Annotated in this window: 16 protein-coding genes; all 16 read left to right on the forward strand. The window is 50.1% G+C overall.

Going from position 1 to position 14,714, the window contains the following annotated elements:
- Positions 1-38 precede the first annotated feature (38 nt).
- The gene (wecB, locus tag ACGTIC_RS07690) at positions 39-1,187 is read left to right on the forward strand and encodes a non-hydrolyzing UDP-N-acetylglucosamine 2-epimerase (protein WP_113856026.1); all 1,149 of its coding nucleotides are present in this window, start codon (positions 39-41) and stop codon (positions 1,185-1,187) included.
- Positions 1,188-1,357: 170 nt separating this feature from the next.
- The gene (locus ACGTIC_RS07695) at positions 1,358-1,600 is read left to right on the forward strand and encodes an AtpZ/AtpI family protein (RefSeq protein WP_059077267.1); all 243 of its coding nucleotides are present in this window, start codon (positions 1,358-1,360) and stop codon (positions 1,598-1,600) included.
- 25 nt (positions 1,601-1,625) lie between these two features.
- The gene (locus tag ACGTIC_RS07700) at positions 1,626-2,003 is read left to right on the forward strand and encodes an ATP synthase subunit I (RefSeq protein ID WP_059077227.1); all 378 of its coding nucleotides are present in this window, start codon (positions 1,626-1,628) and stop codon (positions 2,001-2,003) included.
- Between the two features lie 18 nt (positions 2,004-2,021).
- Positions 2,022-2,693 (forward strand): F0F1 ATP synthase subunit A, encoded by a 672-nt coding sequence (gene atpB, locus ACGTIC_RS07705; RefSeq protein WP_075582246.1) that lies wholly within the window; start codon positions 2,022-2,024, stop codon positions 2,691-2,693.
- A gap of 40 nt (positions 2,694-2,733) precedes the next feature.
- Positions 2,734-2,979: a F0F1 ATP synthase subunit C gene (atpE, locus tag ACGTIC_RS07710; RefSeq protein WP_059077229.1), complete on the forward strand. Its 246-nt coding sequence runs from the start codon at positions 2,734-2,736 to the stop codon at positions 2,977-2,979.
- Positions 2,980-3,017: 38 nt separating this feature from the next.
- A complete protein-coding gene (atpF, locus tag ACGTIC_RS07715; protein WP_059077230.1) occupies positions 3,018-3,521 on the forward strand; it encodes a F0F1 ATP synthase subunit B in 504 nt (167 codons plus the stop codon).
- A complete protein-coding gene (locus ACGTIC_RS07720) occupies positions 3,518-4,087 on the forward strand; it encodes a F0F1 ATP synthase subunit delta (protein WP_075582248.1) in 570 nt (189 codons plus the stop codon). Before atpF ends, ACGTIC_RS07720 begins: the two co-directional genes overlap by 4 nt.
- Positions 4,084-5,619, forward strand: a complete 1,536-nt coding sequence (atpA, locus tag ACGTIC_RS07725; protein ID WP_059077232.1) for a F0F1 ATP synthase subunit alpha — start codon at positions 4,084-4,086, stop codon at positions 5,617-5,619. Before ACGTIC_RS07720 ends, atpA begins: the two co-directional genes overlap by 4 nt.
- A gap of 3 nt (positions 5,620-5,622) precedes the next feature.
- On the forward strand, positions 5,623-6,480 hold the full coding sequence (gene atpG / locus ACGTIC_RS07730; protein WP_113856025.1) for an ATP synthase F1 subunit gamma: 858 nt from the start codon (positions 5,623-5,625) through the stop codon (positions 6,478-6,480).
- A 38-nt stretch (positions 6,481-6,518) separates the two neighbouring features.
- Positions 6,519-7,937, forward strand: coding sequence for a F0F1 ATP synthase subunit beta (atpD, locus tag ACGTIC_RS07735; protein WP_113856024.1), 1,419 nt, complete (start codon positions 6,519-6,521; stop codon positions 7,935-7,937).
- Positions 7,938-7,940: 3 nt separating this feature from the next.
- The gene (locus tag ACGTIC_RS07740; protein ID WP_059077235.1) at positions 7,941-8,363 is read left to right on the forward strand and encodes a F0F1 ATP synthase subunit epsilon; all 423 of its coding nucleotides are present in this window, start codon (positions 7,941-7,943) and stop codon (positions 8,361-8,363) included.
- Between the two features lie 78 nt (positions 8,364-8,441).
- Positions 8,442-8,930 carry a GNAT family N-acetyltransferase gene (locus tag ACGTIC_RS07745; RefSeq protein ID WP_083237137.1) on the forward strand — a complete coding sequence of 163 codons (489 nt, stop codon included), beginning with the start codon at positions 8,442-8,444 and terminating at the stop codon, positions 8,928-8,930.
- Positions 8,931-9,115: 185 nt separating this feature from the next.
- Positions 9,116-11,389 carry a type I DNA topoisomerase gene (topA, locus tag ACGTIC_RS07750; RefSeq protein ID WP_113856023.1) on the forward strand — a complete coding sequence of 758 codons (2,274 nt, stop codon included), beginning with the start codon at positions 9,116-9,118 and terminating at the stop codon, positions 11,387-11,389.
- Complete coding sequence (trmFO, locus tag ACGTIC_RS07755) at positions 11,379-12,689, forward strand: methylenetetrahydrofolate--tRNA-(uracil(54)-C(5))-methyltransferase (FADH(2)-oxidizing) TrmFO (RefSeq protein ID WP_059077237.1); 1,311 nt, start codon at positions 11,379-11,381, stop codon at positions 12,687-12,689. The genes topA and trmFO overlap by 11 nt, the downstream gene beginning before the upstream one ends.
- A gap of 1 nt (position 12,690) precedes the next feature.
- A complete protein-coding gene (gene hslV / locus ACGTIC_RS07760) occupies positions 12,691-13,230 on the forward strand; it encodes an ATP-dependent protease subunit HslV (protein ID WP_059077238.1) in 540 nt (179 codons plus the stop codon).
- 20 nt (positions 13,231-13,250) lie between these two features.
- A complete protein-coding gene (hslU, locus tag ACGTIC_RS07765) occupies positions 13,251-14,654 on the forward strand; it encodes an ATP-dependent protease ATPase subunit HslU (protein WP_113856022.1) in 1,404 nt (467 codons plus the stop codon).
- The last annotated feature ends 60 nt before the right edge of the window (positions 14,655-14,714 follow it).

Genomic DNA, 14,714 nt, shown 5'->3' on the forward strand with positions numbered 1-14,714 from the left:
TTATGAGTAGAATTTGTTTAGTTCAAGGAGGTTTTTATATGCTTAAGGTAATGACTGTATTCGGAACGCGTCCGGAGGCCATCAAAATGGCGCCGGTCGTCCTGGAACTCAAAAAACATCCGGATCAGATTCAGACGGTCGTGGCCGTTACGGCCCAGCACCGGCAGATGCTGGATCAGGTACTGGATTTGTTCCAGATCCGTCCGGATTACGATCTGGATATTATGAGTCAGGGACAGACACTGTATGACATAACGACTCGTTCCCTGCAAGGGCTGAAGTCCGTTATGGAAGTGGAAAAACCGGATCTGGTTTTGGTACATGGTGACACGACGACGACTTTTGCCGGAGCACTGGCTGCGTATTATCAGCAGATTCCCGTAGGTCATGTCGAAGCCGGTCTGCGTACAGGAAATATTTATTCACCATTTCCGGAAGAAATGAACCGTAAGCTCACCGGAGCCATTGCGGCCATTCATTTTTCACCGACCATGACCGCCCGGGGTAATCTGCTGCGGGAAGGAATCGACAAAGATGCCATTTTTGTTACCGGCAATACAGTCATTGACGCCCTCATGACAACCGTCGATGAAGGATATGATTTTGAAGACGAAGAGTTACAGTCGGTTGATTTCCAGAATCACCGCATTATTCTTCTTACAACGCATCGCCGTGAAAATCTTGGCGAACCCATGCGGCATATTTATAAAGCACTACGCCAGATCATTGAAGAAATCCCTGATACGGAAATCGTCTTCCCCGTTCACCGCAATCCGCTGGTGCGCAAGGTCGTAGAAGAAGAACTGTCCGGCGTAGATCGTATCCATCTCATCGAGCCGATGGAATACGAACCCTTTGCCAATCTGATGCATCACAGCTGTCTCGTACTGACCGATTCCGGCGGTATCCAGGAAGAAGCGCCGTCTTTGGGCAAGCCTGTCCTGGTCCTGCGCAATACGACAGAACGGCCGGAAGCAGTGGAAGCCGGTACGGTCCGCCTCATTGGAACTGACAGGGACCGCGTCTATGAAGAAACGAAACGGCTCCTTACGGATAAATCGGCCTATGATGCCATGAGTAATGCTGTTAATCCCTATGGGGACGGACAAGCGTCGCGCCGCATTGTACAGGCTATCCTGTATACCTTTGGAAATAGCACTGAAAAACCAAATGAATTTACATTGTAACTTTACATACTTTTGCAGTAATTTTTATAAAACAGATTTTTTTTTAGTTTTATGACTAATATCTAAAAATTTATTGATTTTATGTAAGCCCCGTGATACAATAACTGTATTGCGGGACACGAATCCTATGCATGAAATATTGTAATGCAATGTATGCCGGGGTAAAGACTATGCAGAAAAAAGGCGAAAAGGAACCGGTGCGACTCCGGGATATCCTGGTCAGTGCCGCGTCTATGGGGCTGACACTCTGCGTCAGCCTGTGCATCGGCATTGCCTGCGGGTACTGGGTGGATACACAGCTGGGAACGATTCCCTGGGGGCTGCTCCTGGGAGGTATTCTCGGCGCAGTCAGTGGCTTCTGGTCTATTTTAAAAAAAGCCGTGCGCTTTATGAATGATCATCCGTCCCGTTAGAAAGAGAATAGGGCAGAGGACTCTTATGGAAGAATTTACGCGATATGTAAAAGTGACACTGCTCAGACTGCTGAGCCTGGCTCTAATGGTTACAGGACTGCTCCTTCTTTTGGGAAAAGCAGAATACCTCAGTGGCTGGCTGATCGGCTGTGCCATCAATGGCGTGTACTTTCTCATGTTGTGCAGCCGCTCTTTTCGGGCCATGAAGATGGACCCTGCTAAGGCATTCACCGTTCTCCGCGGTGGCGCGCTGATGCGCATACTTACCATCGTTCTGATACTTATTGTGGTGCTGCAGTTTCCCTCTGTCCGCATATGGGCAGTCGTTGCGGGCATCCTGACGTATCGGGTTCTCATATACTTCGAAGCGGCGTATCACGCCTGTATCCGAAGACATCTTTAAGGAAAGGAGGCGCTTATCATGGAGCTGCATACGGGTCATCATTTGATTTATCAACTGTTTGGCATGAATGTCAATATGGATACGCTGTACATGACCTGGCTCACGGCGGCTATCGTCATCATTATTACGCTGGCTGCGACGCGGGGCCGGTCACTGGTTCCTTCCGGTATCCAGAATGCAGTTGAAATTGTCGTTGAGGCACTCCTGGCACAGTTTAAGGAAACACTGGGCCCAAAGTGGGGACAGGTCGTATCAGTCCTTCTGACTATGTTCCTGTTTATCCTCGTCGGCAATGAATTAGGGCTGCTGCCCAGTCCGCACATCCTGACGTCGCCGACGAATGATCTCAATACGACGCTGGGCCTGGCCCTGGTATCATCTTTTATGGTACATTTTGTTGCTCTGCGCAACCAAGGTCTGAAAAAACACGTCAAACATTATTTTCAACCGTTCGCTGTATTTTTTGTCATCAACCTGCTGGAAGAATTTACAAAGCCTATTACGCTGGCCTTCCGTCTATTCGGCAATATCCTTGCCGGGGAAATCCTGATGGAAGTGCTGTACAAACTGGTCCCCGTCGGGGTACCTATCATCTGGTTGATATTCAGTCTGGTCATCGGCCTGATTCAGGCCTTTATCTTCACTATACTGACCACATCGTATCTGGCAGATTCCCTTAGAGAAGAGTAAGTGAAGACAAGTAACTCATACATCAAGGAGGATTATAATTATGGAATTAGTATTAGCATTATCCGCAATGGGCGCAGCTATTGGTATTGGTCTGGCAGCAATGGGTGCTGCTATCGGTGATGGTCATGCTGCATCGAAGATGCTCGAAGGTCTGGCACGTCAGCCGGAAATGGGTGGCAAGCTTCTGGTCAACTTCCTGATTTCTGTAGGTCTGATCGAATCTATGCCTATCATTGCAGCTGTTATCGCTATCGTGCTCGTATTTGCCAACCCTCTGGCAGGCTAAACTGTACCGGCACAGTTCGGTAAAAGGAGGAGAAAGTTTTGGTAGATATTAATTTTACACTGGTAATCCAGTTCATCAACTTCTTTGTCCTCGTCGCTATTTTAGCCAAGTTTGCATACAAGCCCATTTTAAAAGTGCTTGAAGACCGCAAGAACAAGATTGCTTCTGACCTTAGCAGTGCCGAAGAAGCCCGGCTTTCAGCGGAAAAACTGAAAGCCGATTATGAAGCACAGCTGCAGAAAGCCCATGCGGAAGCCCAGGCCATTGTGGACAAGGCTGTAAAACAAGCCGACAAGGAAGCGCAGGCTCAGCTCGATGCTATCCGTTCCCAGATTGCACGGGAAAAGGAAATCGCTCAGGCTGAAATTGCCAATGAACGGGAAGCAGCTATTCGCGAAATGAGAAATGAAGTAGTGACGCTGTCTATGGCTGTGGCAGAAAAACTGCTGAAAAAGAACATGGATACGGATATGAATCAAAAACTGGTAGCAGAATGCCTGAAGCAGTTTGACGGGCAGCATCCGGCAGGTAAGAAATCATGATTCCTGAAGCCGTGTACAGCAAATACAGCCAGGCTATGTTTGACATAGCAAAGGAACAGCACAAGATGGACGTGTACGGTGATGAACTGAAAGCCGTCCGCGATACGATGCAGCTAAATCCGGAGCTGAAAAAGTTCATCCATCATCCGCTGGTTCCGCCCCAGTCGAAGAAAGAAACACTCCACGCTATTTTTGCTGATGACGTGTCCCCTGTTGTCCTGCAGTTTCTCTACGTCATGATAGACCGGCGCAGGGAAGCGGCCATCATCGCAGCTATCGACGGGTTTATCGATTTGGCCCGTGCGGCTCAGAATATCGAAGTTGCGAAGATCCGCCTCGTAAAACCGCTGTCAGCAGAAGAGGAAAAACAATTGGTCGCATCTCTGGAAAAGATGACTGGCAAACATATCGAACCGCTGTATTATATGGATCCTTCCATTATCGGCGGTATGATTGTCCAGATAGGCGACCGGCTAATAGACGGCAGCCTGAAGCGGCAGCTTACAGATATGCAGCATTCCCTGCTTCAGTCTGACGTAATGAATGAGGTGACGGACGAAAAATGAAAATGAAGCCAGAAGAAATAACGGCTATAATCAAAAAACAAATCGAAGACTACAACGTCGAAATGAACGTCGATGACGTAGGCACCGTCCTGGAAGTCGGGGACGGCATAGCGCATATATACGGTTTGGATAAGTGCATGTCCGGGGAACTCCTGGAATTGCCTCATAATGTGTATGGCCTGGCCATGAACCTGGAAGAAGACAACGTAGGTGCCGTCCTTCTCGGGGATGACGAACTCATTAAAGAAGGCGATACGGTACGCCGGACGGGCAAGGTTATGAGTGTTCCTGTCGGTGATGCCATGATAGGCCGCGTCGTCAATCCCCTGGGAGCTCCTATTGATGGCAAGGGCGCCATCAAGGCGACGGAATACCGCCGCGTCGAAGTCGTTGCTCATGGTATTGCTGAACGTCAGCCGGTCAAGCAGCCGCTCCAGACAGGGTTGAAAGCAATCGACTCTATGGTTCCTATCGGACGGGGCCAGCGTGAATTGATCATCGGTGACCGCGGTACCGGTAAGACGGCCATTGCCATCGATACGATCATCAATCAGAAAGATACAGGCGTCATCTGTGTCTATGTCGCCATCGGACAGAAAGCTTCTACTGTTGCCCGCGTTGTACGGACATTGGAAGAACACGGAGCCATGGCATATACTATCGTCGTTGCCGCTACGGCTTCTGACGGCTCGCCGCTTCAGTACCTGGCACCGTATTCCGGCGTATCCATGGCTGAATACTTCATGCATCAGGGCAAGGACTGCCTCTGTGTATATGATGATTTGTCCAAGCATGCCCAGGCGTATCGAGCCATGAGTCTGCTGCTCCGTCGTCCGCCAGGACGTGAAGCTTATCCGGGCGATGTATTTTACTTACATTCCCGTCTACTCGAACGAGCTGCCAAATTGTCTGATGAACTGGGTGGCGGTTCCATTACAGCCCTGCCAATCATTGAAACACTGGCAGGCGACTTATCCGCTTATATCCCGACCAACGTCATTTCGATCACCGACGGCCAGATTTTCCTGGAAACGGAATTATTCAACTCCGGTGTACGGCCTGCTATCAACGTCGGCCTCTCCGTATCCCGTGTCGGCGGGTCTGCTCAGATCAAGGCCATGAAGAAAATTGCCGGCACACTCCGTCTGAGCCTGGCACAGTACCGCGAACTGGCAGCTTTTGCCCAGTTTGGATCGGACCTCGATAAGAGCACCAAAGCCCAGATTGACGCCGGTGAACGGACGATGCAGATGCTGATCCAGCCACAGTACCAGCCGATGCCCGTCGAAGACCAGGTCATCCAGATTTATGCAGCCGTCAAAGGATATCTCATGCCTGTAGAAGTAGAAGATGTGCAGGCATTTGAAGACCAGCTCATCAAATTCATGCATGCCAACTATCCCGAAGTCGGTGCAGATATCAAAAAGACAAAAGAACTCGGTGCAGATAATGAAGAAGTTCTCAAAAAGGCAATTGTGGAATTTACCAAGCAGTTCGGTACGAGCCATAAGCTGATTAAAGAGGAGGAATAGTCTATGCCGAGTGCACGCGAAATAAACCGTCGGATTAAATCCGTAACGAATACGCAGCAGATTACAAAGGCTATGAAGATGGTATCCTCCGTTCGTCTGCGCCGTGCACAGGAACGCGCTCTGGCAACTGCTCCTTTTACTGAAAAAATGGAAGGGATGCTGCAGCGTCTGTCGGCAGCTATACCGGGAGAAAATAATCCGTTATTCATCCAGCGTGATGTAAAGCGTACGTGCTACATCATCATCGGCTCCGATAAGGGCCTGGCAGGAGCTTTCAATTCCAACATCAATAAGGAAATGGTAAGCCTACTGAAAGACAAGCCCCGCTCTGCGTCATATCTCATCGTGACGGGACGCAAGCCGGTGGATTATCTGAAGCATCTTCGCATCACGCCCGATTATAAACGGACGGGCTTTTCTGACAAGCCGAATTTCGGCCATGCCCAGAATCTGGCACGGAAAGCGACGGAAGAGTTCCTCGCCGGTAACGTTGATGAAGTGTACCTGGTGTATACGAAGTTCAAGTCTGCCCTGTCACAGGTCGTGACACAGACGAAGCTGCTGCCCATCGAACCTTCCGTATCGGAAAAAAGCGGTCCTTCGGAAGAATACCTCTTTGCCCCCGATGCTGGTCAGGTTTTATCGACTCTGCTGCCGCAGTATATCGATATGGTCATTTATAATGGCCTCCTGCAGTCTGCAGCCAGCGAACTGGGAGCACGTATGACGGCCATGACCGGTGCGACCGATAATGCCGGTGAATTGATTGAAAAACTGACCGTTCATTATAATAAAGTCCGTCAGGCCGGTATTACCAACGAACTGACGGAAATCGTCAGCGGTGCCAATGCACTGCAGTAAGGACGAAGGAAAATCTAAATAAGGAGGAGAGCCTCTTCATGAGCAATACAATTGGGAAAGTAATTCAGGTCATCGGCCCTGTCGTTGACGTCCGCTTTGCGAGCGAAGAAGACCTGCCGGCTATATATAACGCCATCCATATTACCGGTGGTACGGGCGATCAGGCGATTGACCTGGTAGCAGAAGTCATGCAGCATCTGGGCGACGATGTTGTCCGCTGTGTAGCCATGAGCTCCACAGATGGTCTGGTGCGTGGCATGAAAGCAGAAAATACAGGCGGCCCGATCAAGGTACCTGTCGGAGAAGGCGTGCTGGGCCGGATTTTCAATGTCCTGGGCCAGACAGTCGATAAAGTAGATAAGAAGGTTGAAGCTGACGATCACTGGCCTATCCACCGTCCGGTACCAAAATTTGAAGACCAGGCTACGGGTACGGAAATTTTTGAAACAGGGATCAAAGTCGTTGACCTCATCTGCCCCTATGCCAAAGGCGGCAAAATTGGCCTCTTCGGCGGTGCCGGCGTCGGCAAGACCGTCCTCATCATGGAACTGATCCACAATGTAGCTACCGGCCACGGCGGCTATTCCGTATTCACCGGCGTTGGTGAACGGACTCGTGAAGGCAACGACTTGTGGAATGAAATGAAGGAATCGGGCGTCATCGATAAGACGGCGCTGGTATACGGCCAGATGAATGAACCGCCAGGAGCCCGTATGCGTGTTGGCCTGACGGGACTTACGATGGCGGAATATTTCCGCGATAAGGAACACAAAGATGTACTGCTCTTTATTGATAACATTTTCCGTTTCATCCAGGCCGGTTCGGAAGTATCGGCTCTGTTAGGCCGGATTCCTTCGGCTGTTGGCTATCAGCCGACACTGGCAACCGATGTCGGTGCCCTGCAGGAACGGATTACATCGACTAAGAACGGATCTATTACGTCTGTACAGGCCGTATACGTTCCTGCCGATGATTTGACAGACCCGGCTCCGGCAGCTACCTTTGCCCATCTGGATGCGACGACCGTCCTGTCCCGCCAGATTGCCGAACTCGGTATTTATCCTGCCGTGGATCCCCTGGATTCGACATCCCGTATCCTCGACCCCCACGTATTAGGGGAAGACCATTACAATACGGCCCGTGCCGTACAGGCTATCCTGCAGAAATACAACGATCTGCAGGACATCATCGCTATCCTGGGTATCGACGAACTGTCAGAAGAAGATAAGCTGACCGTAGCCCGTGCCCGTAAGATCCAGCGTTTCCTGAGCCAGCCTTTTGCCGTTGCCGAACAGTTTACAGGACAGCCGGGCCGGTATGTTCCGCTGAAGGAAACAATTGAAGGGTTCAAGGAAATCCTGTCGGGCAAATGCGATGATATGCCGGAACAGGCCTTCTATATGGTCGGTAACATCGAAGAAGCATATGAAAAAGCCAAAACTCTGAAAGGAGAATAAGGCATGGCAGAAACAGGCAAAACAATCCACCTGGAAATTATCACGCCTGATGCTGCTGTCCTGAACACGGATGTCAGTTTTGTTCTCGTCCGTGCCCTCGATGGCGACCTGGGTATCATGCCCGGTCATGCTCCGCTCATTGCTTCTTTGCGTATCTGGCCGCTGGTTTACGAAAAAGATGGCAAGCGTAATTGTGTCTGCGTTGCTTCCGGTTTCCTGGAAGTCAATGGCAATACCATAACGGTCATTACACCGGCGGCAGAACTGCCGGCAGATATTGATCTGGACCGGGCAGAACAATCCCGGGCCAGAGCGGAAAAACGCCTGCAGGAAAAGAAAGAAAACCTCGATGAAGCCAGAGCGCAAGCTTCTTTGAAACGAGCGCTGCTGCGCATCGACGTGGCTCATAAATATGGTGGAAAATAAGACAAAGGGGACTGCCGCAGGTGCGACAGCCCCTTTTCAAATTTTCATGATAAAAAAGAAAGGGATGGCTTGAATCTCATGATTACGATCCGTACTGCCACGCTTCAGGACCTGGACGCCGTAACTGCTGTAGAAGCAGCATGTTTTCCTCCGGCTGAAGCGGCATCGAAAGATGAATTTTACGACCGCCTGACCTATTATGCCAATCATTTCTGGCTCCTCTTTGAAGGAGATACGCTCATATCTTTTGTCGATGGCATGGTCACCGATGACAAAGACCTGACCGACGACATGTACGCCCGGGCCGCACTGCACAATGAACAGGGGGCATGGCAGATGATCTTTGGTGTCAATACTATGCCTTCGTATCGTAAAAAGGGCTATGCCGGACGGCTTCTCCAGGCTGCAATTGCCGATGCCCGCCGTCAGAAAAGACGCGGCTTAGTTCTGACCTGCAAAGACCGGCTCATCTCCTATTATGGAGAATTTGGATTTCTCGATGAAGGGGTGACCAGCAAATCGGTCCATGGCGGGGCCATTTGGCATCAGATGCGTCTGACCTTTTGAGGATGATTCCTGTTGTGCCATGCACGGTATTTTTGATCATCTGCCATAGCGGACAGACAGTTTTCTTACAATAGAGGTTGAACCTGCAGAGATTATAGTGTATCATGGATAACTGAATATACATAGGTTTATAATCATGCAGAATCTATACGATACTATGATACACAGAGAGTTGGGATATAGGGATGTTAGAATTTCCAATTAAACGAACGATTGTCATTGACGATAAGAAAAAGAAAGGCCGGGGCCGTAAAAAAAAGGGCAGCGATGAAAAAATGGTCATAAAGGGTACGGTCCATCTGCCGGAAAAGCAGCCTTTGAAGAAAATGGATCCCCTGCCTAAAAATGCCAAAAACCTGGTTATCGTGGAATCACCGGCCAAGGCGAAGACAATTGAACGCTTCCTGGGAAGTGACTACAAAGTCATGGCCAGCCGGGGCCATCTTCGCGACCTGCCACGCAATCAGTTCGGTGTTAATATTGAAGATAATTTTACGCCGACCTATACCAATATGTTCGATAAGCGCAAACTCATCGAAGACCTGCAGAATGAATACGTCCGCTCCAAAACCGTTTATCTGGCAACTGACCCGGACCGAGAAGGGGAGGCTATTTCCTGGCATCTGGCTCACTTGCTCGATATGGACCCCCAGACTTCGTGTCGTGTCATGTTCCATGAAATCACCAAGAAAGCTGTTCTGGCAGGAATGGAACATCCTCAGCCCATCGACCTGAAAAAAGTGGATGCCCAGCAGGCACGGCGCGTCCTCGACCGCATCGTAGGGTATAAGCTGAGCCCGCTCCTCTGGAAAAAGGTCTGTAAGGGACTCAGTGCCGGCCGTGTCCAGTCTGTAGCCGTACGGCTTATCTGCGAACGGGAAGAAGAAATCAAGGCCTTCGTACCAGAAGAATACTGGACTGTAGAAGGCACATACAAAACGGAAGACGGGCTGGAACTCCATACAGAACTGGCAAAAATTGACGGGAAAAAGGCGGCCATAGAAACGGGGGACCAGGCAGCTGCCATCGCTTCTGCCCTGCAATGGGAAAAAGGGAAAGCTGACGGTCATGAACCGGACCGTATTGAAAAGGTAGAGAAACGGAAACGCAAACGTCAGCCTCAGCCGCCGTTTACGACGTCTACGATGCAGCAGGAATGTGTCAGCAAGCTCAATTTCGGTGCCAAGAAGACGATGATGCTGGCCCAGCAGCTTTATGAAGGCCTCGATATCGGCGAACACGGTCATGTGGGGCTCATTACCTACATGCGTACCGATTCTGTCCGTATTAATGATGATATGGTGCAGAATGCCCGTGATTTTATTACGGCAACCTATGGGAAAGAGTATATTCCGGCTAAACCACATGTTTACAAAGCCAAACAGTCCAGCCAGGATGCTCACGAAGCTATCCGGCCGACGTCGCTGGAACTGACGCCGGACAAAGTAGCGCCGTATCTGTCGCGGGACCAGCTGCGCCTGTATACTCTTGTCTGGAACCGTTTCCTGGCCAGTCAGATGGCTCCTGTAGAAACGGAACATATGACTATCGTCATCATGAGCGGATCTTATGAACTGCGGGCTGCTGGGTATACCGTCCTGTTCAAAGGATTTACGGAACTGTATGAAGATGCAAAGAAAGATAAGACTCTATCGGTGCTGCCGGCTATTGAGGCGGGTACGATAGTACATAATCAGACCATTGATACGATTCAGCATTTTACTCAGCCGCCTGCCCGCTATACCGAAGCCAGCCTGATTAAAACGCTGGAAGAAAAAGGTATCGGCCGTCCGAGTACGTATGCGCCGATTATGGATACCATCCAGAACCGCAATTATGTCGAAAAGAAGGATAAACAGTTCGTTCCGACTGAGTTGGGCGTCATTATCGTCGATCTGTTGAAAAAATTCTTTGAACGGATTATTAACGTCAGCTTCACGGCTCACATGGAAGAAGAACTGGATGCCATCGAACAGGGAAAGGACACCTATGTCCACGTTTTGAAAGAATTTTATGATGTCTTTGAACCGGAAATGGAAGCGGCCGAAGAAGGAATGGAAAAAGTCACCATTGCCGGACAGGATTCAGGTGAAGTATGTGAACTTTGCGGAGCTCCTATGGTGTATAAATTCGGCAGATTTGGCAAATTCCTGGCCTGTTCTAATTTCCCTGAATGCCACAATACAAAGGCTATCGTCGATGATCTGGGCATTACCTGCCCCAAGTGCGGCAAGGGGACGCTCATCCGGCGCAAGTCCAAGAGGGGCCGCGTCTTTTATGGATGCAGCCAGTATCCGGAATGTGATTTTGTCTTATGGAACCAGCCGGTAGACAAACGCTGCAAGCTTTGTGGCAGCATCATGACTATCAAACATTATAAAAAAGGTCCGGACAAGCTCTTTTGCAGTAATCCGGAATGTGAAAATCATAAAAAGGGTGAAGAAGTGAATGAAGAATAGTGTACTCGTCATCGGCGCCGGCCTGGCCGGTTCGGAAGCGGCTTGGCAGTTGGTACAGCGGGGCATCCCCGTCGAACTGGTGGAAATGCGTCCGGTCAAACCGTCTCCGGCCCATCATACGGCCCTCTTTGCTGAGCTGGTCTGCAGTAACTCTCTGCGGGCTGCCAATATTGAAAATGCCGTCGGTCTCCTGAAAGAAGAAATGCGCTGTCTTGGGTCGCTCATCATGGAAGCGGCTGATACACACCGCGTACCGGCCGGGGGAGCACTGGCAGTAGACCGGGTCCCTTTCAGTCAGTATATTACCGATCATCTCCAGAATCATCCCCTGGTTACGGTCCGTCATGAAGAAGTTTCCCACCTTCCCGATGATCAGATATGCATCATCGCCACGGGGCCGCTGACCAGCCCGGCTATGACCGAGACCATCCGCCAGATGACGGGAGAAGAATATTTTCATTTTCACGATGCTGCAGCGCCTATCGTGACAGTAGAGTCGCTGGACATGACTAAAGTATACCGGGCTGCCCGTTATGGCAAGGGCGGTGCCGATTATCTGAACTGTCCGTTTACGAAAGAAGAATACGAAGCGTTCTGGCAGGCCCTGACGACGGCAGAATGTGCCGAACTTCACGATTTTGAAAAAAATGATGCCGTGTTTGAAGGATGCATGCCTGTAGAAGTCATGGCTGCTCGTGGCATTGATACCCTGCGGTTCGGTCCTATGAAGCCCGTTGGCCTTGAAATTCCCGGCACAGGGGAACTTCCCTATGCGGTCGTACAGCTTCGTCAGGATAATGGCAGTGCAACTTTGTATAATATTGTCGGCTTCCAGACACATCTCAAATTCCCGGAACAAAAGAGGGTATTTTCCATGATTCCCGGCCTGGAATCGGCAGAATTTGTCCGCTATGGTGTCATGCACCGCAATTCCTATATCAATTCTCCGGAACTCCTCGACGCGACCCTCCAGTACCGGAAAAACAAACACGTGTTTTTCGCCGGCCAGCTGACTGGTGTCGAAGGGTATCTGGAATCGGCATCGATGGGGCTCCTGGCAGGAATCAACGCCGCCCGGCTGCTGCAGGGAAAATCCTGCCTGACCTTTTCCAAGCGTACGGCTATAGGCGGCCTGAGCCAGTATATTTCATCGCCTCATGACAATTTCCAGCCCATGAATATTAATTTTGGTATCATGGAACCGCTGGGAATTAAAAAACGGATGAAAAAGAAGGAAAAGAATGGCCTTCTGGCTAAACGGGCACTGGAAGAAATTGATGCAATGAAGGAGAGTATTTGACATGACAACAGAATTTCATGCTACGACTATATGCGCCGTCCAGCGGGACGGCAAAACGGCCATTGCCGGTGACGGACAGGTCACTATGGGCAATTCGGTCATCATGAAGGGGACGGCCCAGAAGGTCCGCCGCCTGTATCATGGTAAAATCGTCAGTGGGTTTGCCGGATCCGTAGCCGATGCCTTTACCCTGTTTGACCGCTTTGAAGATAAACTAAATGAACATAACGGCAACCTGGTGCGTAGTGCCGTCGAACTGGCCAAGGACTGGCGGTCTGACAAGATACTGCACAAGCTGGAAGCCCTGCTCCTCGTGGCAGACAGCCAGCGCATCCTGCTCATTTCCGGCAACGGCGAAGTTATCGAACCCGATGATGGCGTACTGGCAATCGGCTCGGGCGGTAACTATGCCCTGGCATCGGCCCGCGCCCTGCTGCAGAATACGGACCTGTCTGCCCGGGATATTGCAGAGAAATCTCTTCATATAGCAGCAGATATCTGCGTTTACACCAATCATAATGTAATCGTAGAAGAAATATAAACGTAGGAAAGAGGTATAGCATGAACGAAATCGAATTGACGCCAAAGCAGATTGTCGCTGAACTGAATAAATACATCGTTGGCCAGGGTGAAGCCAAGAAATCCGTCGCCATTGCCCTGCGCAACCGTTGGCGCCGCAAAAGGCTGAGCGAGGATATGCAGAATGAAATCATTCCCAAGAATATCCTGCTCATCGGGCCGACCGGCGTAGGCAAAACGGAAATCGCCCGCCGCCTGGCCCGCCTGGTAGGGGCTCCGTTTATTAAAGTCGAAGCGACGAAGTATACGGAAGTAGGCTATGTAGGCCGGGACGTGGAACAGATTATCCGCGACCTCGTTACCAATGCTATCCGTATGGTACAGGAACAGGAAAGCCAGCGTTATGAACAGAAAGCCGAAGAAGAAGCCAATAAGCGCATTTTACAGGTCCTGTGGCCGAAGAAGAAAAGTGTGACCGAAAAGGTCCCCAACCCGATGGATGTCTTCTTTTCCTCCGACGATGAAGGGGAAGAAAAAGATGTGCCCAAACAGCTGGAAGAACCTATGTCTGGCCGCCGTCAGCAGATGTTCGATGATATCTGCCAGCACAAGATGGATGACCGGGAAATCGAAGTGGAAGTAGCCGAACAGGAACGGACCATCCAGGGCATCCTGACAGGCAATTCGACGGAAGAACTAACGAATAATTTCCAGGAAATGCTGGGCAGTATCCTGCCGAAGAAGAAAAAGAAGAAAAAAATGACCATTGCCAAGGCACGGGAAGTTTTCAAGGAAGAAGAACTGGAAAAATGTCTTGATATGGATGTCATCGTCGATAAAGCTATCGAAGCGACAGAAGAAGCTGGTATCGTATTCATCGATGAATTCGATAAGATTGCAGAAAAAGGCCGTTCCAACGGTCCGGACGTATCGCGCGAAGGCGTACAGCGGGATATTCTGCCTATTGTCGAAGGGGCTACGGTCAACACGAAATACGGTCCGGTCAAGACGGATCATATCCTGTTTATTGCCGCCGGGGCCTTTCACGTATCCAAGCCGAGCGACCTTATCCCTGAATTGCAGGGCCGGTTCCCTATCCGCGTCGAACTGCAGTCGCTTACAGTCGATGATTTCCGCCGCATTTTGACGGAACCGAATCAATCTCTGGTCAAACAGTATACGGCACTTTTGGCAACTGATGGCGTGACTCTCGAATTTACAGATGACGGTATCAATGCCATTGCCGAATATGCCCATCGTGTCAATCAGGAAACGGAAAATATCGGCGCCCGCCGCCTCCATACGATTCTGGAAAAAATTCTGGAAAACGTTGCATACGAAGCGCCGGATATCGAAACGAAGCATATCATCGTCAATAAAGACTTCGTAGCGGATAAACTGAACGATGTCGTACAAAATGTTGATCTGAGCCATTACATCCTCTAATAACAGGATAAAGCCCGGTTGAGACCACACATAGTATAAACAAATCAAAACCTGCCTGAG

Origin of the sequence: Megasphaera hexanoica (assembly GCF_043520715.1) — a bacterium.
GTDB lineage: Bacteria > Bacillota > Negativicutes > Veillonellales > Megasphaeraceae > Megasphaera > Megasphaera hexanoica.

Coding starts and splice junctions, on each gene's coding strand:
- wecB (WP_113856026.1), top strand. CDS start 39: ATGCTTAAGGTAATGACTGTATTCGGAACGCGTCCGGAGGCCATCAAA.
- ACGTIC_RS07695 (WP_059077267.1), top strand. CDS start 1,358: ATGCAGAAAAAAGGCGAAAAGGAACCGGTGCGACTCCGGGATATCCTG.
- ACGTIC_RS07700 (WP_059077227.1), top strand. CDS start 1,626: ATGGAAGAATTTACGCGATATGTAAAAGTGACACTGCTCAGACTGCTG.
- atpB (WP_075582246.1), top strand. CDS start 2,022: ATGGAGCTGCATACGGGTCATCATTTGATTTATCAACTGTTTGGCATG.
- atpE (WP_059077229.1), top strand. CDS start 2,734: ATGGAATTAGTATTAGCATTATCCGCAATGGGCGCAGCTATTGGTATT.
- ACGTIC_RS07720 (WP_075582248.1), top strand. CDS start 3,518: ATGATTCCTGAAGCCGTGTACAGCAAATACAGCCAGGCTATGTTTGAC.
- atpA (WP_059077232.1), top strand. CDS start 4,084: ATGAAAATGAAGCCAGAAGAAATAACGGCTATAATCAAAAAACAAATC.
- atpG (WP_113856025.1), top strand. CDS start 5,623: ATGCCGAGTGCACGCGAAATAAACCGTCGGATTAAATCCGTAACGAAT.
- atpD (WP_113856024.1), top strand. CDS start 6,519: ATGAGCAATACAATTGGGAAAGTAATTCAGGTCATCGGCCCTGTCGTT.
- ACGTIC_RS07740 (WP_059077235.1), top strand. CDS start 7,941: ATGGCAGAAACAGGCAAAACAATCCACCTGGAAATTATCACGCCTGAT.
- ACGTIC_RS07745 (WP_083237137.1), top strand. CDS start 8,442: ATGATTACGATCCGTACTGCCACGCTTCAGGACCTGGACGCCGTAACT.
- topA (WP_113856023.1), top strand. CDS start 9,116: ATGTTAGAATTTCCAATTAAACGAACGATTGTCATTGACGATAAGAAA.
- trmFO (WP_059077237.1), top strand. CDS start 11,379: ATGAAGAATAGTGTACTCGTCATCGGCGCCGGCCTGGCCGGTTCGGAA.
- hslV (WP_059077238.1), top strand. CDS start 12,691: ATGACAACAGAATTTCATGCTACGACTATATGCGCCGTCCAGCGGGAC.
- hslU (WP_113856022.1), top strand. CDS start 13,251: ATGAACGAAATCGAATTGACGCCAAAGCAGATTGTCGCTGAACTGAAT.